Source organism: Streptomyces sp. NPDC101132 (assembly GCF_044759225.1).
GTDB lineage: Bacteria > Actinomycetota > Actinomycetes > Streptomycetales > Streptomycetaceae > Streptomyces.
In genome coordinates, this window is record NZ_JBIVYX010000014.1 from 60,892 (window position 1) to 86,977 (window position 26,086).

Genomic DNA, 26,086 nt, shown 5'->3' on the forward strand with positions numbered 1-26,086 from the left:
GATCACTCGATGCGGCCCGCCACACCTCCGGGCCGGTGACGATGAGTGAGCTTAGGTGGCGTTCCGTGATGCCGCGCCGCGCCGCCCGAGCCGGGGCCGGAATACCCCCGGTCGGCCCTCAGGCGGGGGTCAGGACGGCTTGACGGAGGACCAGGCGGTGACGGTCACCTTGTCGTCGCAGAAGGCGAACACCCCGTCGTCCATGGCGATCTGGTGCTTGCCGGCACCGAGGACGCCGATCACCAGCGTCGGGTACGTGGCGGGCGTCGCGCCGGACTCGCAGTAGCCGTCCGCCTCGCCCTGGACCTGCACGAAGGTGAGCTTCGTCCAGGCGCGGGCGCCCGGAGCCAGCAGCACGTTCGCCGCGGCCGGGCCCGCGTGCGTGGTGGCCAGCGGCTTGTTCTTGTCGGGCGAGCCGTTGCCGGCCGCCGCGACGGTCGGGTGGCCGTACACCCGGCACGCGGACGCGGAGGTGTTGGTGACCGACACGACGGCGGCACCCGTGCCCGTACCGGGCGGGCGGACGTCGGCCTGGTGGCCCTCCGACACCTCGACGGCGTCGGACGCGCACGGCTTCGCGACGGTGCCGGTGCCGCCGGTGCCGCCGGTGGAGCCGCCGGAGGAGGAGCCGCCCGTCGTGCCGCCGGTGCCCCCGCCCGTACCGGAGCCGCCGGTGGACGCGCCGCCGCCGGTCGAACCGGCCGTGGACGGGCCCCCGTTGGCCGTGCCGCCCTTGTCGCCGCCGCCCGTCGGCCCCGGCGCCGACGGCGCGGAGGCCGCCGGCGGCGTCGACGGATCGACCGTCCCGTCGTCCCCGGACGGGGTGCAGCCCGTCACCAGGGCGGCGGCCGCCAGGGCCGTCACCAGGGCCGCCGCGGACCGGCCGACGCGCGCTGTGTACTGCATTGGGTGCTCCCCGAGGTTCACGACCGGTCCCACACCGGCACTCGCGTGCAGGGACACGGCGCCCCGCCGGGGACAGGTTCCCGCCGCACGCCGCTGTGGCCGTTCCGTGACGCGCCCATGACGAACGGGATCACCCCGGGGGAGGGCCGCCCGCGGGGCGGTCCTGGGCGCACGGGCGGTCAGGCGCCGGACCTGGCCGCCCGCAGCGCGGGGTCGTGGCGCATCAGCAGCGCGTACAGGCCGGCCGCGACCAGCATCCCGGCCGGCAGGGACAGGTCCACGCCCCCGAGGGCGGCGGCGACGGGGCCGGTGTAGAGGGTGTTCACGCAGAGGGCCGCGGCCGTCACGCCCGCACACAGGGCCGTCGCGCCCGCCCGGTTGACGCCGCCGGTGTACCAGAAGGGGCTCGCGGGGCTCTCGTCCGCGAGGGCGGGGCCGTCGTACCGGTTGCGGCGCAGCACCACGTCGGTGGCGTACACGGCCATCAGGGGGCCGACCAGCGCCACGATCACCTGGAGGGCGTTGCTGACGGTGTCGAGGAAGCCGGAGGCGAGCAGCCCGTACAGGGTGAGGGCGACGGCGACGGTCCCGTCGAGCAGCACGCTGACCGTGCGGCGGATGCGCAGGCCCACGGCCTGGAGCGCGAGGCCGGCGCTGTAGGCGGTCAGGGCGTTGATGGAGATGGTGCCGAGGACCAGGGCCAGCAGGAAGACGGGGGCGAACCAGCCGGGCAGCAGCCGCTGGAGGGCGCTCTGCGGGTCGCTCATGTCGACCACGGTGGCGGCGAGCACGCCCAGGGAGCTGACGAGGACGCTGGGCACGAAGGCGCCCAGCGCGGTCCAGCCCGCGACGGCCCGGCGGGACGCGGAGCGCGGCAGGTAGCGGGAGAAGTCGGCGCTGGTGGTGTACGACAGCGGGCCCGAGGCGATCAGGGTGACGCCGGCGAGGAGCACGGCCCACAGACCCGTGCCGGTGAGGGGTTCGGCCGGCCGGTAGGAGAAGTCCGCGTGCCGGACCACGGCGACGGCCACGACCGCGAAGGCGGCGGTCAGGGCCAGCGTGATCGGCAGGTACAGCTTCATGATCATCGCGTGGCCGTAGACGCTGATGGCGAGGGTCAGGGCGGCGATGACCACGATCACGGTCGCCTTGACCCCGGTGGTGGCGGTGATGCCGGTCTTCTCGACCAGGGCGAAGGCGGCGGTCGCGGCGGCGGCGAGGTTGAGGGCGAAGTAGCAGACGGAGACCAGCCAGCCGCCGACGGCGTTGTTCACGCGGTTGCCGATGACGCCGTACAGCGCCCGCGTGATCACCTCGCTGGGTGCGCCGGCGGCGGGGCCGGAGGTGGCGAGGAGTCCGGTGAGCACCCAGAAGAGGTTGCCGGCCACGATCACGGCCAGGGCCTGCCAGAGGCCGAGCCCCATCAGGACCAGCGCGCCGCCGATGACCAGGCTGAGGTAGTTGACGTTCGCCGCCGCCCACACGGAGAACAGGTCCCGGGGCCGGCCGTGGCGCTCCGCGTCGGGGATGTGGTCGATGCCGTGGGGCTCGATGCGGCCGGCCCGCCCGGAGTCCGGCCGGGCCGTCTCGCATGCCAGGCCGGGGACGGTGTGCGGATCGGGGAACGTGGACGTCATGCGGTCCTCCGGGGTGCGGTTCGGATCCCACCTGCTTGCTTATTGGTCGCACACTCAATAGCATCGCCGGTATGTCGTCAAGCGTCCCGCGCAAACGAGTTCGAAAGTCCCCGGAGGCCCGCAGGGCGGAGATCGTCGAAGCCGCCACGGCGGTGGCCCTGGCCGAGGGGCTGGAGTGCGTCACCCTCCGCCGGATCGCCGATGAACTCACCGTCAGACCCGGGCTGATCAGCCATTACTTCCCGTCGGCCGAGGAGCTGGTGGCCGAGGCGTTCGGCACCGCGGCCACCGCCGAACTCGACCGGCTGGTACCGGAGGTGACCGCGGCGGCGGCCCCCGGCGACGCCCCCGGCGAGGCTCCCGCGGCCCCGGCCGGAGCCGGTGCGGCGGCCGCCGGAGCCGGTGCCGGGGCCCCGCCCGGAGCCCCGGCCGGAGCCGCGCCCGGAGCTCCGGCCGAGACGCCCGTACGCCGGCTCGCCCGCTTCCTCGCGCAGACCACCGGGGAGGCGTACGACGACATCAGCCGCCTCTGGATCAACGCCCGCCACCTCAGCCGCTACCGCCCCGTCCTCCGCGACCGGGTCACCACCCAGCAGGCCGCCTGGCGCGGCCGCCTGGAGGCGCTCGTCCGCGAGGGCGTCGAGCGGGGCGAGTTCCGCACGGCGGACCCGTACGTCGCCACGATCGCGATCCTGGTCGTGCTCGACGGCCTCGGCTCCCACGTGAACACCCCGACGGGCGACCGCCCCGGCGCCGTCCTCCGGATGGCCGTCACCACGGCCGAACGCGAACTCGGCCTGCCCCCGGGCACGCTCGACGCCCCCGCCGCCCCGGCGCCGCCGTCCGGAGCCCCGTAACCCCGCCCTCCCGCCACCGCCCCCTCCAAGGAGCACCCGTGCGCCCACGTCTCGTCCTGCACTCCGCCCGCCTGCTCGACCCCGCGACGGGCGGGTTCCTCCCGGAGACCGCGCTCGCCGTCGGCGAGGACGGCCGGATCGCCGCACTCGGCGACGACGAGGAGGTCCGCGCCCTCGCCGGCCCCGCGACCACCGTCGTCGGCCTCGACGGCGCCGTGGTCACCCCCGGCCTCGTCGACGGCCACGTCCACCCCGTGTCCGGCGCCGAACTCACCCACGGCCTCGACCTCTCCGGCTGCGCCGGCCTCGACGACGTACGGGCCGCGCTGGCGGAGCGCGTGCGCTCCCTCGGGCGCGGCGAGTGGCTCTTCGGCTGGGGCCTCGACCCCAACGTCTTCGGCGACCGGCCCGTCGCCGTCGAGCCCTTCGACGCGGTACTCGACGGCGTGCCGGCGTTCCTGCTCCTCTTCGACGCCCACTCGGCCCTGGCCAGCCGCCGGGCCCTCGAACTCGCCGGCGTCGACGGGCCGCGCACCTTCGGCCAGGCCTCCGCCGAGGTGGTCTGCGATGCCGACGGCCGCCCCACCGGCCTCCTCCAGGAGGACGCCGCCTGCGAACTCGTCGAGCGGGCCGCCCCCCGCCCCACGCACGAGGAGCGCCGCGACCGCCTCGCCGCCGCCCTGCGCGCGATGGCCGCGGCCGGCCTGACCGGCGGTCACGCCATGGACGCCAACGGCGAGAGCCTCGCGCTGTACGCCGAACTCGACGCGGCCGGCGAACTGCCGCTGCGGCTGCGGGTGGCCCCCTGGTGCCAGCCCGGCACCGACGCCGACGGGGTGCGGGAACTCATCGCCGGGCAGGGCGCCGGCGGTGCCCTCTGGCAGGTCGCGGGCGTCAAGCTGTTCATGGACGGGACCATCGACAACGGCACCGCGTGGCTCGAACGCCCCGACTGCCACGGCGAGTCCACGCACGCCTTCTGGCCCGACCCGGCCGTCTACACCGCGATCGTGGGCGAGCTGCACCGCGCCGGTGTGCCCACCGCGACCCACGCGATCGGCGACGCGGCCGTACGCCACGTCCTCGACAGCATCGAGAAGGCCCGGGCGACGGGCGGCGTGCCGGGCGTACGGCACCGGGTGGAGCACATCGAGACCGTCCCGGACGACACGCTCGGCCGCTTCCGGGAGCTGGGTGTGATCGCGTCCATGCAGCCCACGCACTGCTGCGACTTCACGCGGGCCGACCACACCGACAACTGGTCCCGCCGGCTCGGCGAGGAGCGGGCCGCCCGCGCCTGGCGCTGCCGGGACCTGTGGGACTCCGGGGCCACCGTGGTCCTCGGTTCCGACTGGCCGATCGCGCCGTTCCCGCCGCTGGGCGTGATGGCCGGTGCCCGGCACCGCCGCCCCGGCCGCGACCTGACGCTCCCGCCGCACGGCCCCGAGCAGGCCCTGACGGCCCTGGAGGCGCTGCGCGGGATGACGACGGCGCCGGCCTACGCGGCGGGCGAGGAGGACCGGGCCGGCCGCCTCGCCCCCGGCCACCGGGGCGACCTCACGGTCTTCGCCGGGGACCCGCTCACCACCCCGGCCACCGAGCTGCCCGGCCTTCCGGTGCTGCTCACGGCCGTCGACGGCCGCCTCACCCACCGCGCCCCGCAGGTGTGACACCGGACGCGCGGCCGCGCCCGCCCCTCGGGGCGGGCGCGGGATCGGGCCTCGCGCGGCTGTCAGACGGCCTTGGCGGCGCTGCGGATCACGTCCAGCACGACCTCCGGCTGGGAGAGCATCGGGACGTGCGAGGAGTCCGTCTCGACCACGGTCGCGCCCATCCGCTCCGCGGCGAAGCGCTGGAGGTCGGGGTTGACGGCGTGGTCCCGGGTGGCCACGACGAACCAGCTGGGCTTGGACCGCCAGGCCGGTTCGTCCGTCGTGGAACCGAGGACGGCGGCGTTCGCGGAGCCCTGGGTCGCCCAGACCAGCTGCTGGTCGGCCTCCGTCAGGTCCCCGCAGAAGTGCGAGATGCCGTCGCGCGCGATCCACAGCCGGCCGTCCTCGTCGTCGAGGTGGCCGAAGAGCGGCGGGGTGTCGAACCGGCCGATCAGGTCCTGCGGGGTCTCCCCGGCGTCCGGGGCGAGCGCCGCGATGTACACGAGGCCGGCCACCCGGTCGTCCGTGCCCGCGGCGGTGATCACGAAGCCGCCCCAGGAGTGGCCGACGAGGATCGCCGGCGCGCTCACGCGCGCGAGCGCGCGGCGGACCGCGTCGACGTCGCCCTCCAGGGAGTCCAGGGTGTTCTGCGCGGACACCACCTCGTGGCCCTCCTGCTGGAGGACGGGGATCAGCTTGCTGTAGCAGGAGCCGTCGGCCCACAGGCCGTGGGCGAAGACGATGCTGGGCTTGCTCGGCGACATCGGTGCGTTCCTCCACTGGACGGACCCCCCGGGCACCCCCGAGTCCACACCAGGCGGCGCGGGCGCACACCCGGGGCGGCCCGAACGGGTCACCGCGGACCGGCGGCGCAGTCCGGGCACAGGCCCCGGTACGTCACCTCGGCCGCGGACACGCTGTAGCCGAAGCGCTCCGAGGCGGGCAGGGCCGCCAGCGGGTCGCCCTCGGGATGGACGTCCCGGATCTTCCCGCAGCCGGAGCAGACCAGGTGCTGGTGGGGGCGGTGGGCGTTCGGGTCGTACCGCTTGGCGCGCCCGTCGGTGGTCACCTCGACCACCTCGCCGAGCGCCACCAGCTCGCCGAGCGTGTTGTAGACGGTCGCCCGCGAGACCTCGGGCAGCCGTGCGGTGGCCCGTGCCAGCACCTCGTCCGCGGTCAGGTGGACGTGGTCCCCGTCGAGCACCTCGGCCACCACCCGCCGCTGCGCCGTCATCCGCCAGCCGCGCTCCCGGAGCCTTCCCAGTAGATCGCTCATCCCCACCCAGCCTAACTGTGCATGACTTCTGGCCTATGAATCCGTACGGATCTGGTCATCGCATTGACTTGGACAGAGTCCATCGTAGGATCTGTTCCGGCGCAAACAAGAGGGACAGGACAACAGCAGGGGAGTGCACGTGACGGTTCAGGAGACCGGGCCAGTGCCCCTGACTGCTCCACGGCCCGCAGTTCCTGAGCACAGCGATCCGCCTGAGATCCGGAAGGATTCCCATGCCTGAGAACCATGACGCAATCGTCACCGACCCGAAGCCGGAGGGCGTAGGGGGCTGCCCGGTGGCGCACGGCCGTGCCGCGCACCCGACCCAGGGTGGGGGCAACCGGCAGTGGTGGCCGGAGCGCCTCAACCTCAAGATCCTCGCGAAGAACCCCGCGGTGGCCAACCCGCTCGGTGAGGACTTCGACTACGCGGAGGCCTTCAAGGGCCTCGACCTCGCCGCGGTCAAGAGCGACATCGCCGAGACCCTGACCACCTCGCAGGACTGGTGGCCCGCGGACTTCGGCCACTACGGCCCGTTCATCATCCGGATGGCCTGGCACAGCGCCGGCACCTACCGGATCAGCGACGGCCGCGGCGGCGCCGGCGCCGGCATGCAGCGCTTCGCCCCGCTGAACAGCTGGCCGGACAACGCCAACCTCGACAAGGCCCGCCGCCTGCTGTGGCCGGTCAAGAAGAAGTACGGCCAGAGCCTCTCCTGGGCCGACCTCATGATCCTCGCGGGCAACGTCGCGCTCGAGTCGATGGGCTTCGAGACCTTCGGCTTCGCCGGCGGCCGCGCGGACGTCTGGGAGCCCGACGAGGACGTCTACTGGGGCCCCGAGACCACCTGGCTCGCCGACGAGCGCTACACCGGCGACCGCGAGCTGGAGAACCCCCTCGGCGCCGTCCAGATGGGCCTCATCTACGTCAACCCCGAGGGCCCGAACGGCAACCCCGACCCGGTCGCCGCGGCCCGCGACATCCGCGAGACGTTCCGCCGCATGGCGATGAACGACGAGGAGACCGTCGCGCTGATCGCCGGCGGCCACACCTTCGGCAAGACCCACGGCGCCGGCTCCGCCGACCACGTGGGCGCGGACCCCGAGGCCGCCCCGCTGGAGGCCCAGGGCCTCGGCTGGCAGAGCACCTACGGCTCCGGCAAGGGCGCCGACGCCATCACCAGCGGCCTCGAGGTCACCTGGACCACGACGCCCACCCGCTGGAGCAACAACTTCTTCGAGAACCTGTTCGGCTACGAGTACGAGCTCACCACGAGCCCGGCCGGCGCCCACCAGTGGGTCGCGAAGGACGCCGAGGCGGTCATCCCCGACGCCTACGACGCGTCGAAGAAGCACCTCCCGACGATGCTGACGACGGACCTGTCGCTCCGCTTCGACCCGGCCTACGAGCAGATCTCGCGCCGCTTCCTGGAGCACCCGGAGCAGTTCGCCGACGCCTTCGCCCGCGCCTGGTTCAAGCTGACCCACCGCGACATGGGCCCGGTCGTCCGCTACCTCGGCCCCGAGGTCCCCAGTGAGACGCTGCTCTGGCAGGACCCGCTGCCGGCCCGCACCGGCGAGCTGGTCGACGACGCCGACGTCGCCGCCCTCAAGGCGCAGATCCTCGGCTCGGACCTGACCGTGTCCCAGCTCGTCTCCGTGGCCTGGGCCTCGGCCTCGTCCTTCCGCGGCAGCGACAAGCGCGGCGGCGCCAACGGCGCCCGCATCCGCCTCCAGCCGCAGGCCGGCTGGGAGGTCAACCAGCCCGACCAGCTCGCCACGGTGCTGCGCACCCTGGAGGGCATCCAGGAGTCCTTCAACGCCGCCCAGACCGGTGGCAAGCAGGTCTCCCTGGCCGACCTGATCGTCCTCGCCGGCTCCGCCGCCGTGGAGCAGGCCGCCAAGGACGCCGGTCACGACGTCGTGGTGCCCTTCACCCCCGGCCGCGTGGACGCCACGCAGGAGCAGACGGACGTCGAGTCCTTCGCCGCCCTGGAGCCCACCGCCGACGGCTTCCGCAACTACCTGGGCAAGGGCAACCGCCTGCCGGCCGAGTTCCTGCTCGTCGACAAGGCGAACCTGCTGAACCTGTCCGCCCCCGAGCTGACCGTCCTCGTCGGCGGCCTGCGCGTGCTGGGCGCCAACCACCAGCAGAGCAGGCTGGGCGTCTTCACCGACACCCCGGGCACCCTGACGAACGACTTCTTCGTCAACCTGCTCGACCTCGGCACCACCTGGACCCCGGTCTCCGAGGACCAGACCACGTTCGAGGGCCGCGACGACGTCACCGGCGAGGTGAAGTGGACCGGCACCCGCGCCGACCTGGTCTTCGGCTCGAACTCCGAGCTGCGCGCCCTGGCCGAGGTCTACGCGAGCGACGACGCGAAGGCGAAGTTCGTGAACGACTTCGTCGCCGCCTGGACGAAGGTCATGGAGCTGGACCGCTTCGACCTCGTCTGATCCCGGCGGACGGGGTCCGCTGAACCGCGGACCCCACCCGGCACGACGTGCGGGCCGGCCCTCCGAGGGCCGGCCCGCACGTTTCGGTGCCGCGGTTACTCCGCCATCTCGTACGCGCCCGAGAGCGCCTCCACCCGCGCCCAGACCCGCTCCGAGCGGCCGGCGTCGACGACCGGGCGGCGGACCGCGCCCAGCGCCCACTCCTGCTGCGCCCCGGTGGCCGAGTCCTTGCCGTGCAGCTCGACCGCGTGCGCGGAGAAGTCGCGTACGAGCACGGCGAACAGCTCGTCCAGCACGTCCTGGTCCAGGCCGGTCAGGCGCGCCTGCTCCAGGATCAGCTGGCCATGCACGACCAGCGCGAACAGCTGGCCCACGGCCAGCAGCAGGTCCAGGTCGCGGCTCTGCTCCTCGTCCGGCGCCGCGGTCCGCACGAAGTCGCACAGGGCGTCGGCCTGCTCGCGGAACCGGGCCACGTTCGGCAGCTCGGCGTACGCGTCGAACGCGGCCCGCCAGTCGTGGAAGCGCACCGACCCCAGCCCGCGGGCCGGGCCCTGGCGGAACAGGAAGTCGTCGTCGGCGGCGTCGAGCCGGGTCGGCACGGGCGCGAACTCCACCGGCTCCAGCAGGTGGTTGCGCATGAACTTCAGGATCAGCGCCAGGTTGACGTGGACCGTGCCCTCCAGCTTGGGCAGGCCGCGGATCTCCACGGCCGCCTGCGCGAAGTAGTTGTCCTTCTCGAAGCCCTTGGCGGCGATCACGTCCCACATGAGGTCGATGACCTTCTCGCCCTCGGTGGTCACCTTCATCTTCGTCATCGGGTTGAAGAGGAGGTAGCGGCGGTCCTCGGGACCGGCGGTGCGGAAGTAGTCGACGGCGCGGTCGCTGAACAGCTTCATGCCGACGAGGCGGACGTACGCGTCGGTCAGCTCGCGCCGCACGTGCGGGAAGGCGGTGACCGGGCGGCCGTAGAGGATGCGGTTGTGCGCGTGGGTGACGGCCTCGTACATCGCGTGCTCGCAGATGCCGATCGACGCCGTGCACAGGTTGAACTTGCCGACGTTGACCGTGTTGAGCGCCGCGTCGAAGGCGGCGCGGCCGGTGTGCAGCACGTCCTCCGCGCGGACCGGGTAGTCCTCCAGGCGGAACTCGCTGACGTACTTCGAGGAGTCGACCACGTTCTTCACCAGGTGGTACGCCGGGTGGCGGCTGTCGGCGGCGAAGAACACGTAGCCGTCCGGGCCCTCGACGTCCGTGCGGCGGCCGAAGACGGACACCAGGCCGGCGGCGTTGCCGTTGCCGATGTAGTACTTGGAGCCGGTGGCCCGGAAACCGCCGTCGGCGGACGGCTCCAGCAGCATGTCGGTGGAGTAGATGTCCGCGCCGTGGGTCTTCTCCGACAGGCCGAACGCGAACACCTCGCCCGACTCCAGGAGTTCGGCGGCGCGGGCGCGCGCCTCCGCGTTCCCGCTCTGCCAGACCGGGCCCAGGCCCAGGATGGTCACCTGCCAGGCGTACCAGTAGTCCAGCCCGTAGAAGCCGAAGATCTCGTTGAGGGCGGCGATGCGCGCGGTGTCCCAGCGCTTGTCCTGCTCGCCCTCGCCGGCCGCGGCGGCCGGCGTCAGGAAGGCCGCGAACAGCCCCTCCTTCGCCTGGAACGCCAGGAAGTCGGCCAGCCAGGCGCGCGAGCGGTAGTCCTCGATCAGCCGGCGCTTGCCGCGCGCCTCGAACCAGTCGACGGTCGCGCGCAGCAGCCTGCGGGTCTCCGGGTCGAAGTGCGCCGGGTCGTAGGTGCGCGGGTTGAACAGCAGCGGGTCGGTCATGGACCTTCGCCTTTCGGGTTCGAGGTGCGGATCGGGGGCGCAGCGGTGGGGGGAGGGGCGCTGCGGGTCAGCTCGCGGTGAGCCGGTGGAGGGTGGCGAGCACGTCCTCGAGCCACGCGAGCATCATCCGCTCGTACGCGATGCCGCCGCGCAGCACGACGTGCTGGAGCTCGCGCGCGGCCCCGGGCCGCAGCTCGTGGGCGGCTCCGGGCGCCGCCGGGGCGTCGGGTCCGGTGAAGTCGCGCAGCTCTCCGGCGAGGTAGTGCACGAGCCGGTCGGCGTGCGCCCGGTGGTGCAGCTCGACCTCGCGGATCAGCGCCGCCGGGTCGTCGAAGGCCGCGCCGCGGATCTTGACGGCCAGCTCGTGGCGGACGCTGTCGGGCTGGACCGGCTCGTGCAGCCAGGCCGCGAGGGCCTCCCGGCCGGCCGGCGCGACGGAGTACTCCTTCTTGTCCGGCCTGGCCTGCTGCGGAACGTCCCGGACGTCGACCCAGCCGTCCCCCTCCATGCGCTTGAGCACCCGGTAGATCTGCTGGTGGGTGGCGGTCCAGAAGTAGCCGATGGACCGGTCGAAGCGACGGGCCAGCTCGTAGCCGGAGCCGGGCTTCTCCAGCAGGGAGACGAGGATCGCGTGCTCAAGCGCCATGCCGCCGATCTTCTTATGCAACTCGTTGCATAGACAAGCGTGAGCCGCCGGGTGAGACGCGTCTCACCCGGCGGCCCCGTCCCGCCCGCGCGGCGGCCCCCCTAGGCCTGCGGCGCGCCGGGCTCCACGGCTTCGGCCGCCGGCTCCACGGCTCCGGCTGCCGGGGCTCCGGTCTCCTGGCCGCCGGTCTTCGGCGCTTCGGTGGCCTCCGGTCCGCAGGTGACCTCGTCGCGCGGGGTGTAGTGGGTCTTGTAGGTCTCCCGCTTGACCTCCTGGCCGCCCTGGACGAAGACGCGGTCGACGCTGACGTCGAAGCCCTCCAGCGGCGTCTGCACCTCGCAGGTCTCGCCGGTGCCGGTCCGCTTGCCGGGCGGCACCACGTTGGTCCGCTCGCTCTTGGTGGCGCGGATCTCGTCGTACTTCCTGGTGCCGAGCAGGGAGATGGTCACCGAGGTGTCCGTCGACTCCGCCTTCACGTAGAGCGCGTGCCCGGTGTCGTTCTGCCAGCGCAGGTCGAGCGTGCCCCAGGCGACGGTCGCCTCGCGGCCCTCGGGGTAGCGCTCGATGTAGAACGAGTGGGCGCCGTGCTCGACCGGCTTGACGCCGGCGAAGAACGCGGCGTTGTACATGGTCGTCGCGACGGCGGAGACGCCGCCGCCCGGCGACTTCACGTACCGGCCGTCGTTGATCATGATGCCGTCGACGAACCCGTTCTCCTCGGTCCGCTCGCCCACCGTGTCGTTGAAGCTCCAGGTCTGGCCGGGCATGACGACCGAGCCGTTGATCAGCTCCACGGCGCGCGCGATGTTGGTGATCCGGTACGGCGCCGCCGGGAAGTGCACGGTGAAGGACGAGACCTTCTCCTGGATGCCCAGGCGCCGCGCCTCCGCGGTCGTCAGCCGGGGCTCCACGCTCGTGGTCTCCACCGTGCCGGTACGGGCGTCGCCCGACCGCGTCAGCAGGGCCAGGACGGTGTCGCCGAAGGCCTTCTCGGTGAAGCGCACACCGGCACGGCCCGGCTCGGCGACGACCGCGCGGCCCTTCGCGTCGACGCGGAAGGTGGCGTCCCGGGGCTCCGGAGCGGCCGCGGCCACCTGGCGGGCGACCTCGCGCTCCGCCAGCAGCCCGGCGGTGTCCAGCTGCGGCACGAGGCGGCCGGCGGCGTCGGCGCGGAACGTGAGGTGCCTGCCCAGCACGGCGGGGGTGAGGGTGACCGGCTTGTCGCCGAGGCGCACGGTCACCGGGGCCGACATCGCGGGCTGGGCGAACTCCCGCAGGGCCCGCTGCGTCTCCCGAGCGCCCACCTTCGGTGCCCGCTCGTCCACGGGCAGGGCCACCGGGCCGGTGCCGGGGCGCAGGTAGGCGGCCCGTACCGCGTCGGCGGCGTGGTCGGCACGCAGGGTGACGCCGGTGACGGGGGCGGCCGCGCGCGCCGTGCCGTCCACGAAGGTGACGGCGCCGTCACGGGGCGGCCGGGCGGTGGCGGCGAGCCGCTCGGCGGCGGCCGTACCGGCGGCCCGGTCCACGTGGACCACGGGCTCCACGGCCCCGCCGCGCGGCGGGGAGACGACGCGGCCGATCACCGAGACCGGGTCGGAGCCCGACGGGGCGGCGCGGTCGACCGTGGCGCGGGGGTCGAAGGACAGGCCGAAGGCGGCGGGGGAGACGCTCTCGACCCGGTCGCCGACCTTGAGGGCCATCGGCGCGGTCGCGGCCCCGCCGAGGCCGCGGCGCAGGGCCGTCTCGGCCTCCGTGCGGCTCATGCCGCCGATGTCGACGCCCCGGACGGTGGTGCCCTCGGCTATGCCGTCGGCGCCGAACGCCAGGCCGGCGCCGTAGAGGCCGCCGAAACCGAGCACGGCGGCCCCGCCGACCAGGGGCAGGGTGATCCGCCAGTTGTTCGCCCAACGGGGTACGGGTCGCATGTCTCTCCTGGTGCTTGCGGGCACGACGGCACGGGTCCGGTGGCCCACCCCCGCACCTCCCCGTGCGCCGGACCAGGAACCAGCATGAGGCGAATAGTCCGAAATAGGGGATAAATGTGCGCGTTCTCACGATCGCCGGAGAGCGGGAGCACGGCCCTCGTCTCAGTGCCCGTTCGCGGAGAAGTGCTGGTAGTCGGGGTCGCTCCAGTGCCCGCCCCACTCCCACCCGGCCTCACGGAACGCGGTGGCCAGGGCACCGTCCGCGAGGATCACCCCGGGCCCGGCCGGCTCCCGGTCCACCAGGTGGCCCGCGGCGGCAGGCGGGTGGACGGTCCCGTTCCGGTCCACGTACGGGTTCTCGGCGGGGTTGACGTCCACGGCGTCGCCGTACGCGTGCTGGGACCGCCGCCCGGGCCGCCCGGTCACCGCCCGGCAGTTGAAGGCGGAGGTGTTGTCGTCCGCCATCGCGGCCCGGTCGTCGCCCCCGTACGCCGCCATCACACGCATCCGGCGGATCGGGAACCGGTCCCGGAACGCCGCGCCGAAGGCGTGCAGCACCGGGCGCACGGCGTCCTCGTGGACCACCATCTCCCCGCGGTGCACCCGGCCGTCGAAGCCCCAGTGGTTCATCCGGATCAGCCGCAGCCGGCCGGGCGGCACCGGGCAGCCGGGCCGGTACGTGGCACCGATCAGCTCCGGCGGCACCGCGGTCACCCGGGCCGCGAGGACGGGCGTCGCCGGGTCGCCCACGCGGGCGGCGGCCTGCTGCGCGGACCCCGCGGTCGCGTGCGCCGACGGTGCCCACCCGGGCGCGGCCGAACACAGCACGACCAGCAGCGCCAGGGCGGTCTTGGGCCGACCCACACGTCCAACGTAGGCGAATCCCGGGCCGTGCGCCGTCCGGCGGGGAGCGGCCGCGGCGCACGGGCCCGCGTCGTCCGGGGCGTCCTCTAGGGTGACCACCGGACGGCACGTACCGCGCGGGCCGGCAAGGAGCATGGGGGCGGGCGGAGTTGGTGGAGTCTCTGGAGCCCGGCGACCCGTCGGAGATCGGCGGGTACCGCCTGCTGGCACGGCTCGGCGCGGGGGGCATGGGCGAGGTGTTCCTGGCCAGGACGCCGTCCGGGCGGCCCCTGGCGCTGAAGACCGTGCACCGGGACCTGAGCCGGGAGCCCGGCTTCGCCGAGCGGTTCGCCCGGGAGATCCGCACCAACGACCGCGTGCGCTCCCCGTGGACGGTCTCGGTGGTCGACTTCAGCCCGCCCGGCGCGGCACCGCAGTGGCTGGCCACGGAGTACGTCGCCGCGCCCTCGCTGGGCGACTGGGTGGGCCGGCACGGGCCCCTCGCCGGGCCCGCCGTCCACGCGCTGGCGCGCGAACTGGCCGCGGCGCTGGTCGCCGTACGGGCGGTCGGAGTCGTGCACCGGGACATCAAGCCGGGGAACGTGCTGCTGGGCCCGGAACGCCCGTACCTCATCGACTTCGGCATCGCCCGCGCCGTACGCGACCCGCGCCGCACCCGCACGGGCACGGTCCTCGGCACGCCCGGCTACCTCGCGCCGGAACAGGCCACCGGGGAGGTGGCCGGGGCGCCGGCGGACGTGTTCTCGCTGGCCGCCGTGCTGGTGTACGCGGCCACCGGCCGGGGGCCGTTCCTGGCCGGCGCCGAGGAACCGAGCCTGCCGGCCCTGCTGTACCGCGTCGTGCACGACGAACCCGGGCTCACGGGCGTGCCGGACGACCTGCTCCCGCTGGTACGGGACTGCCTGGCCAAGGCACCCGCGGACCGGCCCACCGCCGAGGAACTGGCGGCCCGGCTGGGCGGTCCGGCGGCCGAGGGGGCGTGGGCCGAGGCGGTTCCGCCCCCGCTGGCGGCGGAGGCCGCGCGCCGGGCGCGGGAGCTGGGGCACCTGCTCACGACGCCGCTGCGGCGGGGTGCGGACGCCCCGGCGACCGCACCGGACGCCGGGGCGGACACGGCGACCCCGGCCCCGACCCCGACGGCCCCCGGCACACCCGGGCCCCCTCCCGGACCCGGCATGCCCACGGCCCCCGGCACACCGCCGCCCGGGCCCGCCACGCCGTTCGCGGCCCCCGGCACTCCGGCGCCCGCTCCCGCCCACGGGGCGCCCCCGCTCCCGCCCGTCCCCGGTGCCCCGCCCGTCCCCGGTGCCCCGCCCGTCCCCGGTACCCCGGTCGGCACCGGGCCCCGGTCCTCCCGGGGGCGGGTGACCGCGGCGGTGGCGGGAGCCGCCGCGCTCGCGGTGGCGGTGACCCTGGCCGTCACCTCTCCCTGGAGCGGCGAGGACGGCGGGGACGGTGCGAAGGGCGCGAAGGGCGGGACGTCGCCCACCCCCTCCGTGGCGGGGCCGGGGGCGAACGCCTCCCTCCCCGCGTCCTGGGTCGGCACCTGGACCGGGGTCGGCCCCGGCACGCCGAAGGCGGACGGCCTGACCCAGGCCCGGACGCGGCGGTTCGAGGTGACGGTCACCCTCCAGGGCGGCGCCGTCGGCGACGTGGTGGGGCGTCAGGTCAGCAACCTGGAGGAGGTCGGCACCGGCCGCAACCTGGGCTGTACGGAGGCGCTCGAACTCCGCCAGGTCCGCGGCGACACCGTGTTCCTCAAGGCCGCCACCAGCCATCCCACCGACAGCACCGCCCCGTTCACCTGCCCCCAGGGCAACCTGTACGTGGTGACCCTGACCGCCCCCGACCGCGTGAAGCTCGAATCGGAAGGGGCCCAGTCGGCCGGCGCGCCCGGCACCCTGGACCGGCGCCGCTGACCCGTTCGGCGCGCCGCGGAGCGGTCCGCGGCAGGGCGGTCCGTCGACGGGCGGTCTGTCGACGGGCGGTCTGTTCCGGGACGGGCCGGCCGCGGGACGATGGGCGCCCGCCCGCGACTCCTGGGGGAGACCGTCATGGCCGTCGAGATCGTCTACGAGACCCACTCGATCACGGAGGACAACGAGCGCGGCATCGCCACCGGCTGGCTGCCCGGCCGGCTCTCCGAGCGCGGCCGCCACTTCGCCGCCCGCCTCGGGGAGCGCCGCCGCGACGACGGCCTCGCCGCGGTCTACTCCTCCGACCTGCACCGGGCGGTGGAGACCGCCCGGATCGCGTTCGCGGACACCGGCATCCCCCTCCGCCAGGACCGGCGGCTGCGGGAGTGCGACTACGGCGCACTCAACGGCCGCCCCGTCGCGGAGGTCGCCGCGGTCCGGGCCCGGCACATCGACACCCCCTTCCCCGGCGGCGGCCAGAGCTACCGCGAGGTCATCGCGGCCACGGCCGGTCTCCTCGCCGACCTCCAGGAGCGCCACGACGGGCAGCGCGTCCTGCTCATCGCCCACTCCGCCAACCGCTGGGCGCTCCAGTGCCTGCTCGGCGGCGGCGCCATCGAGGACCTGGTGGACGCGCCCTTCCGGTGGCAGGAGGGCTGGTACTACACGTTCCCCGCGGCCCCGCGCGACAGCAGCGCCACCACCTCGGCCGTCGACCGGACGTCCCCGAAGCTGCGGTAGACCGTCTCCAGTACGGCGTTGTGCGCGGCGTCGCTGCGGGTCGCGCACGCGTCGGCGACCAGCACCGCCCGGTACCCGATCGTCGCCGCGTCCCGCACCGTGGCGGCCACGCACACGTCGGTGACCAGCCCGCAGACCACGACCGTGTCCACCCCGCGCCGCTCCAGCACGCCGGGCAGCGGGCAGCGCCCCGGGAAGAACGCGGAGGGTGCGCTCTTCTCCACCACGGCGTCACCGGGCCCGGGCACCAGCCCGGGGGCCAGCCGCTCCCCGGGCGTGCCGGTGCCGCCGGCCCGCCGGTACGCCTCGGCCGCGTCCGCCCCGTAGAACTCCACCGCCCACGGGTCGGGACGCGCCGCGACGGCGGGCAGCACCCACGCGACGGTCCCGCCGGCCGCCCGCGTCGCGCCGGCGAGCTCCCGTACCCGCGGGACCACCGAGGCGGCGTACGGGCCGGCCGCCACGAAGAACCGGACCACGTCGACCACCACCAGCGCCGTCCGCTCCGGGCGCAGCTCCTCGTACACGAAGCGCCGCCCGCGCCGGCGCTCGTGCCGCTCGTACGCGCGCTCGCCGATGGCCCACCGGTGCCGCCGGTCCTCGTCCACGGAACTCCCGTCACCCTCCCGCCGGCGGCCCCCGCCGCCCGCCGGGTGATGGCTCCCCGGCGGTCAGGCCACCCAACCCCGCGTCATGCCGACGACCGCGGAGCCGTCCAGGTCGGCGAGCTTGCCGGAGACGAACTCGCGGGCCCAGTCGGAGGTCTGGACGCGGAAGGCGGGCCGCTCGGCGGTGAGCGCCTCGATGACGGGCGCGGCCGCCTCGGCCGAGGTCTGGGCACCGGTGAAGGTCTGCATCGTCCGGTTGATGTACGCCTCCAGTGCGGGGGCGTACGGGCCGGCGGCCTTCAGCATCTCCGGCACGTCGACGCCGATGTTGTTGACGAACTCGCTGGCCACCGCGCCGGGTTCGACCACGGTGACGTGCACGCCGACGGTCGCCGCGACCGGCGCGAGCGACTCCATGAACCCCTCGACCGCGAACTTCGCCGCGCAGTAGGCCTCGTTGAACGGCTGGCCGACCACGCCGCCCACGCTGGTGACGGTGATCAGACGGCCGCCGACGGCCCGCAGGTGCGGCAGCGCGGCGTGGCTGACGTTGACCACGCCGAAGAAGTTGACCTCCATGGTGGCGCGGACGTCGCCGAGCGAGCCCTGCTCCAGGGTGCCGACGCGGCCCGCCCCGGCGTTGTTGACCACCGCGTCCAGCCGCCCGTACTCGGCGATCACCGCGTTGACGCAGGCGGTCACGGTGTCGGTGTCCACCACGTCGAGGCGCTTCACGTCCACCCGGTCCGCGACGCCGGCCGCCTCGGCGGCCTCGCGGAGCGCGGTGGCCTTGCCCGGGTCGCGCATGGTGGCGACGGTCCGCCAGCCGGCCTGTGCCGCGGCCACGGCGGCGGCCAGGCCGATGCCCGAGGAGGCGCCGGTGATCAGGACGACCTTGTCGGTGCTGTCGGTGCTGTCGGTGCTGTCGGGGGTGCGGGTCATCGGAGACTCCTCAGGGATTCGGCTCGCCGTCATGACGAACAGACAGGGGCATACCGCATGCAATCGCTACTTGCGTGCACACGCACACATCTTAGGTTTGTGTGCACGCGCACGCAAGCCGGTAAACTGAGGATCATGAGCCGCGAGGACATCGCCATGGGAGAACTCTCCGACCGGGACCACGCCTTCTACGGCCTGGTCTGGGCGGGCACGACCCTCACCACCCGGGTGGACCAGGCACTCACCCGCGCGCACGACCTGCCGCTCTCCTGGTTCGAGGTCATGCTCTGGCTGAACGCCCAGACGGCCCCGGTCGCGCCCTCCTCGCTCGGCGCCCGGACCCTGCTCAGCCGCAGCCAGGTCTCCCGTGTCCTCGACGCCCTCCAGGCGCGCGGCCTGATCGAGCGCGTCCCCTCGGTGACCGACGCCCGCTCGGTCGGCATCGCCCTCACCGCCGAGGGCCGCAAGGCCTTCGCGGAGGCCGACGCCACCCGCCGCCAGGCGCTGGCCGAGGCCTTCGACGACCGCCTCGAAGGATCGGACATCGACGCCCTGAACGCCGTCTGGGCCAAGCTGAAGGCCACCGCGCCGCCGCGCAGCCGCTGAGGGGCGGAGGGGAAGGGGACGGGCCGAGCGGCCGGTCCGGCCCGCGCCTTCGGATGTGGCCACCGCCGGGCCCGGGGCGGCCCGGGTCAGCCGATCGGATGACCCCCGGATCCACCGGACCGCACACGGGCTCCAGCCGGTCCGGTGAGCCCCGGACACCGCGCTCGCCCCGAGGATGGCTGCTGCGGGCACCCGCCCGGACCGCGCGCCCACGGCGCGCCGCCGACCGTCGACAGCACCGGGGACGACCACCATGAACGCACACGACGCCCGCCTGCTCGCCGCGGCCGCCGACGGCGACACGGCCGCGGTGACGGCCGCCCTGCGGGACGGCGCAGCGATCGAGGCCCGCGACCCGCACGGCCGCACCGCCCTGCTGCTGGCCGCGCTCGGCGACCACGTCGGCACCGCCCGGGCCCTGGTCGGTGCGGGAGCCGACCCCGACGCCCAGGACCTGCGGTCGGACACCCCCTGGCTGGTCACCGGCGTCACCGGCAGCGTCCCGATGATGCGGACCCTCCTGGCGGCCGGCCCCGACCTGCGGCTGCGCAACCGCTACGGCGGCGTCAGCCTGATCCCGGCCGCCGAGCGCGGTCACGTCGCCTACGTGCGCGCGGTCGTACGCGAGACCGACATCGACGTCGACCACGTCAACCGGCTCGGGTGGACCGCCCTGCTGGAGGCCGTCATCCTCGGCGACGGCGGACCCGCGCACGAGGAGATCGTGGAACTGCTGGTCACCGCCGGCGCCGAGCCGCTCCTCGCCGACCGCGACGGCGTGACCGCCCTCGAACACGCCGAGCGGCGCGGGTTCACCGGCATCGCGGACTTCCTCCGCGCCGTCACCGCCCGCCGTACGGGCCCGGACCGCGCCGTGGACCGTACGGGTCCTGCGGGTCCTGCGGGTACTGCGGGTATGACGGGCGCCGGGGACGCCGTCGGCCCACCCGACCTCACGGATGCCGCGGATCCCGAGGATCCCGCGGACCCCACGGCCGGAGCCGGCCGGTGAGCGCCCGCCGTCCCGCCCGCGTCCCGCTGCTCCCCGTCCTGGCCGCGGCCGCGCTGCTCTCCGCCTGCACGCCCGCCGACGGGGTGGCCGGCGCGGCGGCCCCGGAACCGACCCGCCCCGTCACCGCCCCCGCCGCGCCGCCGGCCCCCGGCACGCTGCTGGTGGCCGACTTCGGCGCCGACACCGTCACCTTCGTGGACCCGGTGCGCGGCGCCACCGGCTCGGTACGGGTCGGCACGGCCCCGTACGGCCTGGCTCTCGGCCCGGACGGGCGGGCCTGGGTCGCCACGGCCGAGGGCGTCGCCGTCGTCGACACCCGCAAGCGCACCCGGCTCGCCCTCGTCCCGTACCGCACCGCCACCGGCCGCCCGGACACGGGGGAGTACCGCGGCGGCGGCATGGGCATCGCCCTCGCGCCCGACGGCAGCCGCGCCTACGTGGGCGTGAACGTGCCCGGCCGCACCGGCGTCCTGGAGGTGCTGGACACCGCCCGCCTGGAGGTCACGCACGCGGTCCCGGTCGGGCGCCGCCCCTTCGACGTGGACGTCTCGGCCGACGGTCGCGAGGTGTACGCCACCGGGCACGACTCCTTCGACGTGACCGTGGTGGACGCCGGCTCGCTGCGCCCCCGCCGCGTCGAGGTCGCCCCGTACGGCACGGAGGGCGGGCTCGGCTCCTGGCTGAAGCCGCACTACGCCGCCGTACGGCCCTCGGACGGCAGACTGCTGCTGCCCTTCGAGGGCGAGCGGCTGGTCGTACTGGACCCGCGGACCGGGAGGTCCACCGTGGAGCCGATGACGGCCGATACGCACCAGCACGGCGCCGCCGTCGCGCCGGACGGCACCCTGCTGGTCGTCGGCACCGGCCCGATCGACCCGGAGGAGGACGCGGGCCCCTCGCTCACGGTCCGGGCTCCCGACGGCCGCGAGCGCGTCGTCCCCCTCGACGGGCCGCACGAGTCGGTGGCGGTGTCCCGCGACGGCCGGACGGCGTACGTCACCGGCGGGTTCACGCGGGACGGCCACTGGGACGGCCTCACCGTCGTCGACCTCGCGAGCGGCGGGACCCGCCGTCTGCCCGCGGGGGAGCGGCCGTTGGGGATCGTCGTCCTCTGACCCGCGCCGTGGACCGCCGGCCGGCCGGACTGACGGTGCCGCGGATGCTTCGGGGCCGCGGATGCTTCGGGGCCGGGGACGCTTCGGGGCCGCGGACGCTTCGGGGCCGGCCGGACCGGGGTCCGGCCGGCCTCCGGGCGCACTCAGACCGACGTCTTCCCCTGACCGGAGGCGAGGGGCCACTCGCGGTTCAGCGAGCCCAGCGGAATCCGCTTCCGGAAGACCGGCGTGCCGAAGACCGAGAGCTGGAGCTGCAGGTGCCCGCTCAGGTCGAACCCGCCGTGCACCGACCAGGAGCCGGTCAGCGTCGCGCTGCCGTCCGTGGACGCGGTGCCGGTGGCCTCGGCGCCGGCCCGGAGGTACGGCGCGAAGTCCGCGCCGACGCCGGCCATCCCGTACAGGCCGACGGACGCCTCCGCGCCCAGTGCGGCCTTCGCCCGGCCGGCCGCCGTGACGGTGGCCGTCACCGGGGTGCTCCTGACCTCGGAGCTGCTGACCGGGGTCCAGCCCTGGCCGCGGGCGTAGCTGCCGCCGACGCGGAAGTCGCCCTTCACGTCCTGGCGCACGTCCAGGGTGATCCGGCCGTCGGCCTCCAGCAGCAGGTACACGGTCAGGTCGAGGTTGACGACCACGGGCACCGGTCCGACCTGGATCACCGGGTCGGCGTGCAGCCTGGCGAACGGGATCCGCTGGGAGGCGGTGGCCGCCGCCCGGCCCTTCAGGGCCCACTGCGCGGACCAGTCGCCGCTCATCCCGAGGAAGGCCGTGCCGGGGCCGGACCTGCCCAGCGACCCGAGTGCGCCGCCGTCGTACGAGAACTCCACCTCCGGAGCGAGCTCCACGAAGCCGGAGACGGAGGCGGCGGCCGACACGGGCGCGCCCTCGGCGGTCGCGAGCGCGGCACCGACGTCGAGCCGGAGCCGGCCCACGGGCACCTTCGCGCCGTTGGGCCCGAAGTGCACTCCGTCGGGCTTCGTCCAGGAGAACTCCACGCCGTCCACGAGGGGTTCGACCCCGATGGTGGACGGGTCGACCGGCACCTGGCCGGCGGCCTTGTCGTCGCCGAGGAGCGCGCTGAGGGCGGCGGGGCGGGTGACGACCTCCGTGCCGCGGCCGGTGGTCCGTACGACCTCGGTGACCTCGGCGAGGAGGCCGTCCGGCGCGCCGGGGGCGGGCGGGCTGGCGATCACGTCACCGGCCCGTACGGGGGCGTTCCCGGCCGGGGGCCCGGCGGAGGGGGCGGCGCTCGGTCCGGCCGTCGCGCCGGGCCGGGTGGGATCAGGTGTCCCGGGTGTGCCCTTCGGCGGCGGAAGGGGCGTGGTCGGGCCGGATATGACGGCGCGTCGGGTGCGCTTGTCGTACGACGCCACCTTCAGGGCACTCCGCCGGGCGCCGCTCGCCGCGGGCGCGCCGCCCTTGGCGTCGGGGCGTGCCACGGCCGTCGGCGTGGAGCGCGGCGCCGCGGCGACGGCGAGCAGCTCCCCGCCGGCCGCGGGGGTGGGGGTGACGGCCGCCACCGGGGCGGCGGGGGCGGCCCCGGGTGCCGTGCCGGTGGCCGAGCAGCCGGTGGCGGCGAGGGCGAGGGAGGTCAGTAACGGGACGAGGATGGTCCTGGCGGGCCTGCGCACGGGGGCGTCCTCCGCGGTTCGAGGATGAGGGGGGTGGGTGCCGGCAAGATCCCTACTGGGAAGTAATGCGGCAGCGGAATCATGACATGAGCACGCGACTCTCTCGTAATCGACGGATCCTCAGAACTGCTTCAAAAAGCGACAGTTGAGGCTTGGATGGAATGGGGGAGAGGTGACGCTTCGGGGGGTCGGACGGACGGCGCGATGCGCCCTTTCACCCCCCGCACGCGCTCCCGTACAGTCCGTCGTGCCCGTGCCCGTGCCCGTGCCCGTGCCCGTGCCCGTGCCCGGGTTTGGTCCCGTGTTCGGGCCCGTGCCCTTGTGCGTGCCGCCGTGCCCCGTCGTCCGTGCCGGCCGGCCCGCGCCGCCCCCCACACCACCCCGCCCCCCACGCCACCCCCGCACCTGGAGCAGCCCCGTGGCCACCCACGCCGAGTCAGGCCCCGTACCGGCCCCTTCGCCCGTGCCCTCCCCGCCGGCCGGGGACGGGGTGCCGGTGCCCGAACTGGACCCCGCGCTCGTCGCGCGCTGGCGCGCGGACGGCGGCGAACTGGTGGACCTGCTCACCCGGACGCGTGAACTCCTGGGCGGCGTGGCCGCGTTCCGCCTCGGCCCGGACCCCACCGTGCTCGTCACCGACCCCCGGGCCGTCCAGCAGGTGCTCGCCCTCCACCCGGACCGGTACGTCAAACGCTCCCACCGTGCCCGCCTGCTCGTCGGCGACGGCGTGCTCTCCGCCACCGGCGACGCCTGGCGCGGGCAGCGGCGCGTGCTCCAGGGCCAGTTCACCGGCAAGGGAATGCGGCGCTACGAGGACCGGATCGAGGCGGCCGCCCGTACGGCCGCGGGGCGCTGGGCGGCGTACGCGCGCACCGGCGAGGAGTTCGACCTGGGCGACGAGATGCGGCGCTTCGCCCTGGACACCATCTGGCGCTCCCTGACGGGGCACCCCCTCGACCCGGACACCGAGCGCGAACTGGGCGCCGTCTCCACGGTGATGGGCGCCCTCCCCACCCTGCCCGCCCGTGCCCCGGGTGCGGCGGTGGCCGCCGAGCTGGCCAGGATCGACGCCGTCGCCCGGCACGCGATCGCGGCGGCCCGCCGCGGCGAGGCCGGGCCGGACGGCCCGGGGCTGCTGCACGTGCTGCTCGACGCGGCGGGCCAGCACGCCGAGTACACCGACGACCTGCTCAGGGACGAGCTGGTCACCCTGCTGGTGGCCGGCCACGAGACCACGGCCACCACCCTGACCTGGCTGTACCTGCTGCTGGACGGCCACCCGGAGGCACGGGAGGAGGCCCTGGCCGCGGGCGGCGAGGGCACGCCGGAGCGCCGTCAGGCCCTCGGCGCGCTCGTCCAGGAGGCGCTGCGCCTGTACCCGGCCGCCTGGATCCTGCCGCGCCACGCGGTCGAGGACGGCCTGCTCGCCGGGCACGCGGTGCCGGCCGGCACCGACGTCCTGGTCTGCCCGTACCTCACCCACCGCGACCCGGAGCTGTGGCCCGACCCGGAGCGGTTCGACCCGGCACGGTTCACCACGCCGGGCCGCCGCCCGTCCGAGCCCGGCAGCCACCTGCCCTTCGGCATCGGCCCGCGGGCCTGCCTGGGCCTCCGGTTCGCCCTGCGCGAGGCCACCGCACTGCTGGAGCACCTGCTGCCCGCCCACCGGCCGCGCTTCCGCACCACCCCGGCCGGGACGGTCTTCGGGATCACGGTCCGCCCGGACGGCGCCACCCCCGTCAGCCTGGCCTGACCGGGGTGCCGGCGCTCAGCCGGCGCGGAGCGCGCCCATGGCCCGTACGAACTCGGCGGGTCCGGACTGGGAGCCGCGCAGCCCCGCCACGAACGTCCAGGCGCCGGCCGCGTCGCGCACGAACTCGGCCACCAGCGCGGCCGGGCAGTCGCCCACCTCGGCGAAGCCGCCCTCGGCCAGCACCGTGTGCCCCTCGCGGATCCGGAAACCGGCATTGGCTATCTCGCCGAAGGTCACCCGGCCGCCCTGGTCCTGCACGGACACGCCGACCACGACGCGGCCCAGCTCCGGCCGGATCCGGTCGAGTTCGACGGTCATCACCTCGTCGTAGCCGAAGCCCTGGCCGGTGCGGCTGTCCCGGTCGAGGGTGATCGTGCCGTCGGGCGACCGGCTGCCGAAGTGCACGACGTACACCGGCTCGCCGTGCGGGTCCCCGGCCGCGTACGTGGCCGCCACCAGGTCGAGGTCGTGCGGCGGCCGCCCGGCCGGCGCGGGATCCCACTTCAGCGCGACCTCGACCTTCGCCGGACCCTTGCGGAAACCGCTCATCGGCCCCCACCCCTCTCCTCCGCCGGCACCGCCGGTCACCGTCGTGAACCCCCCATGCTGCCACCCCAAGTGATCAAGCGTGCCCCGCATTCCAGCCGCATTCCCCCGTCACTCACGCGCCTCGGCGCATATCGCCCTGGGCCCGAGCGGGTCCGCTCCGTGGCCCTCGCAGTCGGCGGGATCCAGCGTCGGCAGGGCGGACGGCGTCGCCACCGGCTCCCAGACCTTCCGCGGCGCGGCCCCGCCCCCCGGCCCGTCCAGCCACAGGGTGGCGACGCCGCCCGCGGCCACGAGCACCCCCCAGACCACGAGCGCCCACACCCACACCTTCCGCCGCACGGCCCACCCCCGAACCCCACCCACCTGACGGCCCCCTCAGCACACGTCACCGCCATGCTCCATGATGGGTCCGACAACACCGTCGCAACGGGGGAGAGCAGGGCATGCAGCTGATCGTGGACGGGGAACGCTTCACCGTCACCGCGCGCGAGGACGCGCGCGGTGTCTACGACTTCACCTGGGACTCGGGCCCGAACGAGGGCTACGGCTTCACGACCGCGGTCCACGGCGCCGACTCCCTCACGCCGGCCGAACTCGAAGAGTCCGCCCGCGACTTCCTCGCCCAGATCGACCCTTCCACCGGCCACCTCCCGGGCTAAGGCCGCCGGCTGGGGCGAGCGCTGCCCGATGCGGCCGGGGCTGTGCGTGGCGGGCCGCCGCCCGGGGCCGGTGGGGTTCAGGAGGGCTGGAACAGACGGGTGAGCTCGGCTACGGCGGCGGCCAGGGGGGCCGCGGGCTGGGCGAAGGCGGTCAGGCGGTCCAGGGCCCGGCGCACCACGCCCGGCTCAGGCTGGTCCTCGTCGAGTTCCTCCCGCAGGCGCCGCAGCTCCGCGCGGGGGGCCTCCTGGTCGGGCAGCGCGCTCCGGTGTTCCTCCAGGAGGCGCTCGACCTGCCGGAGCAGATCGTCCAGCCGGGCGCGCTGGTCGATGGTGGGGGCCTGCATGAAGACCTGGCCGGCCACGGCCCGGGCGTTCGGGCCCACGGCCTGGTTCGCGACGTGGCTGTGGCCCCCGTACTGCTGGATCCCGAGGTTCACGACGGGCCGGGCGCCGTCGGGAGAGGGGCCGGGCTGCTGGGACATGTCGGTTCCTGTCTTCCTGTTCAGCGGTGCGGC

At 75.2% G+C, this 26,086-nt stretch carries 23 protein-coding genes and 1 pseudogene; 10 read left to right on the forward strand and 14 right to left on the reverse strand.

What is annotated here, in order from left to right; translation table 11 throughout:
* Positions 1 to 129 precede the first annotated feature (129 nt).
* Positions 130 to 906, reverse strand: coding sequence for a DUF4232 domain-containing protein (locus ACIQUR_RS28055; protein WP_403669852.1), 777 nt, complete (start codon positions 904 to 906; stop codon positions 130 to 132).
* A 179-nt stretch (positions 907 to 1,085) separates the two neighbouring features.
* A complete protein-coding gene (locus ACIQUR_RS28060) occupies positions 1,086 to 2,543 on the reverse strand; it encodes a purine-cytosine permease family protein (protein WP_403669854.1) in 1,458 nt (485 codons plus the stop codon).
* Between the two features lie 71 nt (positions 2,544 to 2,614).
* Between ACIQUR_RS28060 and ACIQUR_RS28065 the strand changes: the two genes are divergently transcribed.
* Positions 2,615 to 3,400 carry a TetR/AcrR family transcriptional regulator gene (locus ACIQUR_RS28065; protein WP_403669857.1) on the forward strand — a complete coding sequence of 262 codons (786 nt, stop codon included), beginning with the start codon at positions 2,615 to 2,617 and terminating at the stop codon, positions 3,398 to 3,400.
* Positions 3,401 to 3,438: 38 nt separating this feature from the next.
* A complete protein-coding gene (locus ACIQUR_RS28070) occupies positions 3,439 to 5,070 on the forward strand; it encodes an amidohydrolase (RefSeq protein ID WP_403669860.1) in 1,632 nt (543 codons plus the stop codon).
* A gap of 62 nt (positions 5,071 to 5,132) precedes the next feature.
* Here the strand turns inward: ACIQUR_RS28070 and ACIQUR_RS28075 are convergent, their stop codons facing one another.
* Together ACIQUR_RS28075 and ACIQUR_RS28080 are read right to left on the reverse strand one after the other, a co-directional pair.
* On the reverse strand, positions 5,133 to 5,816 hold the full coding sequence (locus tag ACIQUR_RS28075) for an alpha/beta fold hydrolase (protein WP_403669863.1): 684 nt from the start codon (positions 5,814 to 5,816) through the stop codon (positions 5,133 to 5,135).
* A gap of 89 nt (positions 5,817 to 5,905) precedes the next feature.
* Complete coding sequence (locus ACIQUR_RS28080) at positions 5,906 to 6,328, reverse strand: Fur family transcriptional regulator (protein ID WP_403669866.1); 423 nt, start codon at positions 6,326 to 6,328, stop codon at positions 5,906 to 5,908.
* 233 nt (positions 6,329 to 6,561) lie between these two features.
* Between ACIQUR_RS28080 and katG the strand changes: the two genes are divergently transcribed.
* Positions 6,562 to 8,787, forward strand: coding sequence for a catalase/peroxidase HPI (gene katG / locus ACIQUR_RS28085; RefSeq protein ID WP_403669869.1), 2,226 nt, complete (start codon positions 6,562 to 6,564; stop codon positions 8,785 to 8,787).
* A 95-nt stretch (positions 8,788 to 8,882) separates the two neighbouring features.
* Here the strand turns inward: katG and ACIQUR_RS28090 are convergent, their stop codons facing one another.
* The 4 genes from ACIQUR_RS28090 to ACIQUR_RS28105 form a co-directional block, all read right to left on the reverse strand.
* Positions 8,883 to 10,607, reverse strand: coding sequence for an acyl-CoA dehydrogenase family protein (locus tag ACIQUR_RS28090; RefSeq protein WP_403669872.1), 1,725 nt, complete (start codon positions 10,605 to 10,607; stop codon positions 8,883 to 8,885).
* Between the two features lie 67 nt (positions 10,608 to 10,674).
* Positions 10,675 to 11,253 (reverse strand): PadR family transcriptional regulator, encoded by a 579-nt coding sequence (locus tag ACIQUR_RS28095; protein WP_403669874.1) that lies wholly within the window; start codon positions 11,251 to 11,253, stop codon positions 10,675 to 10,677.
* Positions 11,254 to 11,354: 101 nt separating this feature from the next.
* Positions 11,355 to 13,178, reverse strand: coding sequence for a VanW family protein (locus tag ACIQUR_RS28100; protein WP_403669877.1), 1,824 nt, complete (start codon positions 13,176 to 13,178; stop codon positions 11,355 to 11,357).
* A gap of 162 nt (positions 13,179 to 13,340) precedes the next feature.
* Positions 13,341 to 14,042: a M15 family metallopeptidase gene (locus ACIQUR_RS28105; RefSeq protein WP_403669879.1), complete on the reverse strand. Its 702-nt coding sequence runs from the start codon at positions 14,040 to 14,042 to the stop codon at positions 13,341 to 13,343.
* A 152-nt stretch (positions 14,043 to 14,194) separates the two neighbouring features.
* On the opposite strand from ACIQUR_RS28105, the gene ACIQUR_RS28110 reads away from it, so the two are divergent.
* Positions 14,195 to 15,961, forward strand: coding sequence for a serine/threonine-protein kinase (locus ACIQUR_RS28110; protein WP_403670173.1), 1,767 nt, complete (start codon positions 14,195 to 14,197; stop codon positions 15,959 to 15,961).
* 135 nt (positions 15,962 to 16,096) lie between these two features.
* Entirely contained in the window at positions 16,097 to 16,699 is a 603-nt protein-coding gene (locus tag ACIQUR_RS28115; protein WP_403669882.1) for a histidine phosphatase family protein, read from the forward strand.
* Here ACIQUR_RS28115 and ACIQUR_RS28120 read toward each other — a convergent pair.
* Both ACIQUR_RS28120 and ACIQUR_RS28125 read right to left on the reverse strand, forming a co-directional pair.
* On the reverse strand, positions 16,621 to 17,307 hold the full coding sequence (locus ACIQUR_RS28120; RefSeq protein WP_403669885.1) for a cysteine hydrolase family protein: 687 nt from the start codon (positions 17,305 to 17,307) through the stop codon (positions 16,621 to 16,623). The genes ACIQUR_RS28115 and ACIQUR_RS28120 overlap by 79 nt on opposite strands.
* A 63-nt stretch (positions 17,308 to 17,370) precedes the next feature.
* Positions 17,371 to 18,249 (reverse strand): SDR family NAD(P)-dependent oxidoreductase, encoded by an 879-nt coding sequence (locus tag ACIQUR_RS28125; protein ID WP_403669888.1) that lies wholly within the window; start codon positions 18,247 to 18,249, stop codon positions 17,371 to 17,373.
* Positions 18,250 to 18,384: 135 nt separating this feature from the next.
* Here ACIQUR_RS28125 and ACIQUR_RS28130 point away from each other — a divergent pair, with 135 nt between their 5' ends.
* The 3 genes and pseudogenes from ACIQUR_RS28130 (at position 18,385) to ACIQUR_RS28140 (ending at position 20,982) form a co-directional block, all read left to right on the forward strand.
* Positions 18,385 to 18,855: a MarR family winged helix-turn-helix transcriptional regulator gene (locus ACIQUR_RS28130; protein WP_403669891.1), complete on the forward strand. Its 471-nt coding sequence runs from the start codon at positions 18,385 to 18,387 to the stop codon at positions 18,853 to 18,855.
* 253 nt (positions 18,856 to 19,108) lie between these two features.
* A pseudogene (locus ACIQUR_RS28135) lies at positions 19,109 to 19,696 on the forward strand (ankyrin repeat domain-containing protein); the annotation flags it as partial.
* Positions 19,697 to 19,863: 167 nt separating this feature from the next.
* Positions 19,864 to 20,982, forward strand: a complete 1,119-nt coding sequence (locus tag ACIQUR_RS28140; RefSeq protein ID WP_403669894.1) for a hypothetical protein — start codon at positions 19,864 to 19,866, stop codon at positions 20,980 to 20,982.
* Positions 20,983 to 21,125: 143 nt separating this feature from the next.
* Here ACIQUR_RS28140 and ACIQUR_RS28145 read toward each other — a convergent pair whose 3' ends face one another.
* A complete protein-coding gene (locus ACIQUR_RS28145) occupies positions 21,126 to 22,610 on the reverse strand; it encodes a hypothetical protein (RefSeq protein WP_403669896.1) in 1,485 nt (494 codons plus the stop codon).
* A gap of 496 nt (positions 22,611 to 23,106) precedes the next feature.
* Here ACIQUR_RS28145 and ACIQUR_RS28150 point away from each other — a divergent pair, with 496 nt between their 5' ends.
* Positions 23,107 to 24,363, forward strand: coding sequence for a cytochrome P450 (locus tag ACIQUR_RS28150; RefSeq protein ID WP_403670176.1), 1,257 nt, complete (start codon positions 23,107 to 23,109; stop codon positions 24,361 to 24,363).
* A gap of 15 nt (positions 24,364 to 24,378) precedes the next feature.
* Here the strand turns inward: ACIQUR_RS28150 and ACIQUR_RS28155 are convergent, their stop codons facing one another.
* Both ACIQUR_RS28155 and ACIQUR_RS28160 read right to left on the reverse strand, forming a co-directional pair.
* Positions 24,379 to 24,912, reverse strand: a complete 534-nt coding sequence (locus tag ACIQUR_RS28155) for a TerD family protein (RefSeq protein WP_403669899.1) — start codon at positions 24,910 to 24,912, stop codon at positions 24,379 to 24,381.
* A gap of 108 nt (positions 24,913 to 25,020) precedes the next feature.
* Entirely contained in the window at positions 25,021 to 25,251 is a 231-nt protein-coding gene (locus ACIQUR_RS28160) for a hypothetical protein (RefSeq protein WP_403669902.1), read from the reverse strand.
* Between the two features lie 104 nt (positions 25,252 to 25,355).
* On the opposite strand from ACIQUR_RS28160, the gene ACIQUR_RS28165 reads away from it, so the two are divergent.
* Positions 25,356 to 25,571, forward strand: a complete 216-nt coding sequence (locus ACIQUR_RS28165) for a hypothetical protein (protein WP_403669905.1) — start codon at positions 25,356 to 25,358, stop codon at positions 25,569 to 25,571.
* Between the two features lie 77 nt (positions 25,572 to 25,648).
* On the opposite strand, the gene ACIQUR_RS28170 is transcribed toward ACIQUR_RS28165, so the two are convergent.
* Positions 25,649 to 26,053: a hypothetical protein gene (locus ACIQUR_RS28170; protein ID WP_403669908.1), complete on the reverse strand. Its 405-nt coding sequence runs from the start codon at positions 26,051 to 26,053 to the stop codon at positions 25,649 to 25,651.
* Positions 26,054 to 26,086: the final 33 nt, after the last annotated feature.

Bases quoted from the DNA above. Each gene is read 5' to 3' on its own strand.
- ACIQUR_RS28095 (WP_403669874.1), bottom strand. From the start codon at position 11,253: ATGGCGCTTGAGCACGCGATCCTCGTCTCCCTGCTGGAGAAGCCCGGC.
- ACIQUR_RS28055 (WP_403669852.1), bottom strand. From the start codon at position 906: ATGCAGTACACAGCGCGCGTCGGCCGGTCCGCGGCGGCCCTGGTGACG.
- ACIQUR_RS28115 (WP_403669882.1), top strand. From the start codon at position 16,097: ATGGCCGTCGAGATCGTCTACGAGACCCACTCGATCACGGAGGACAAC.
- ACIQUR_RS28065 (WP_403669857.1), top strand. From the start codon at position 2,615: ATGTCGTCAAGCGTCCCGCGCAAACGAGTTCGAAAGTCCCCGGAGGCC.
- ACIQUR_RS28100 (WP_403669877.1), bottom strand. From the start codon at position 13,178: ATGCGACCCGTACCCCGTTGGGCGAACAACTGGCGGATCACCCTGCCC.
- ACIQUR_RS28170 (WP_403669908.1), bottom strand. From the start codon at position 26,053: ATGTCCCAGCAGCCCGGCCCCTCTCCCGACGGCGCCCGGCCCGTCGTG.
- ACIQUR_RS28165 (WP_403669905.1), top strand. From the start codon at position 25,356: ATGCAGCTGATCGTGGACGGGGAACGCTTCACCGTCACCGCGCGCGAG.
- ACIQUR_RS28075 (WP_403669863.1), bottom strand. From the start codon at position 5,816: ATGTCGCCGAGCAAGCCCAGCATCGTCTTCGCCCACGGCCTGTGGGCC.
- katG (WP_403669869.1), top strand. From the start codon at position 6,562: ATGCCTGAGAACCATGACGCAATCGTCACCGACCCGAAGCCGGAGGGC.
- ACIQUR_RS28130 (WP_403669891.1), top strand. From the start codon at position 18,385: ATGAGCCGCGAGGACATCGCCATGGGAGAACTCTCCGACCGGGACCAC.
- ACIQUR_RS28090 (WP_403669872.1), bottom strand. From the start codon at position 10,607: ATGACCGACCCGCTGCTGTTCAACCCGCGCACCTACGACCCGGCGCAC.
- ACIQUR_RS28155 (WP_403669899.1), bottom strand. From the start codon at position 24,912: ATGAGCGGTTTCCGCAAGGGTCCGGCGAAGGTCGAGGTCGCGCTGAAG.
- ACIQUR_RS28060 (WP_403669854.1), bottom strand. From the start codon at position 2,543: ATGACGTCCACGTTCCCCGATCCGCACACCGTCCCCGGCCTGGCATGC.
- ACIQUR_RS28125 (WP_403669888.1), bottom strand. From the start codon at position 18,249: ATGACCCGCACCCCCGACAGCACCGACAGCACCGACAGCACCGACAAG.
- ACIQUR_RS28080 (WP_403669866.1), bottom strand. From the start codon at position 6,328: ATGAGCGATCTACTGGGAAGGCTCCGGGAGCGCGGCTGGCGGATGACG.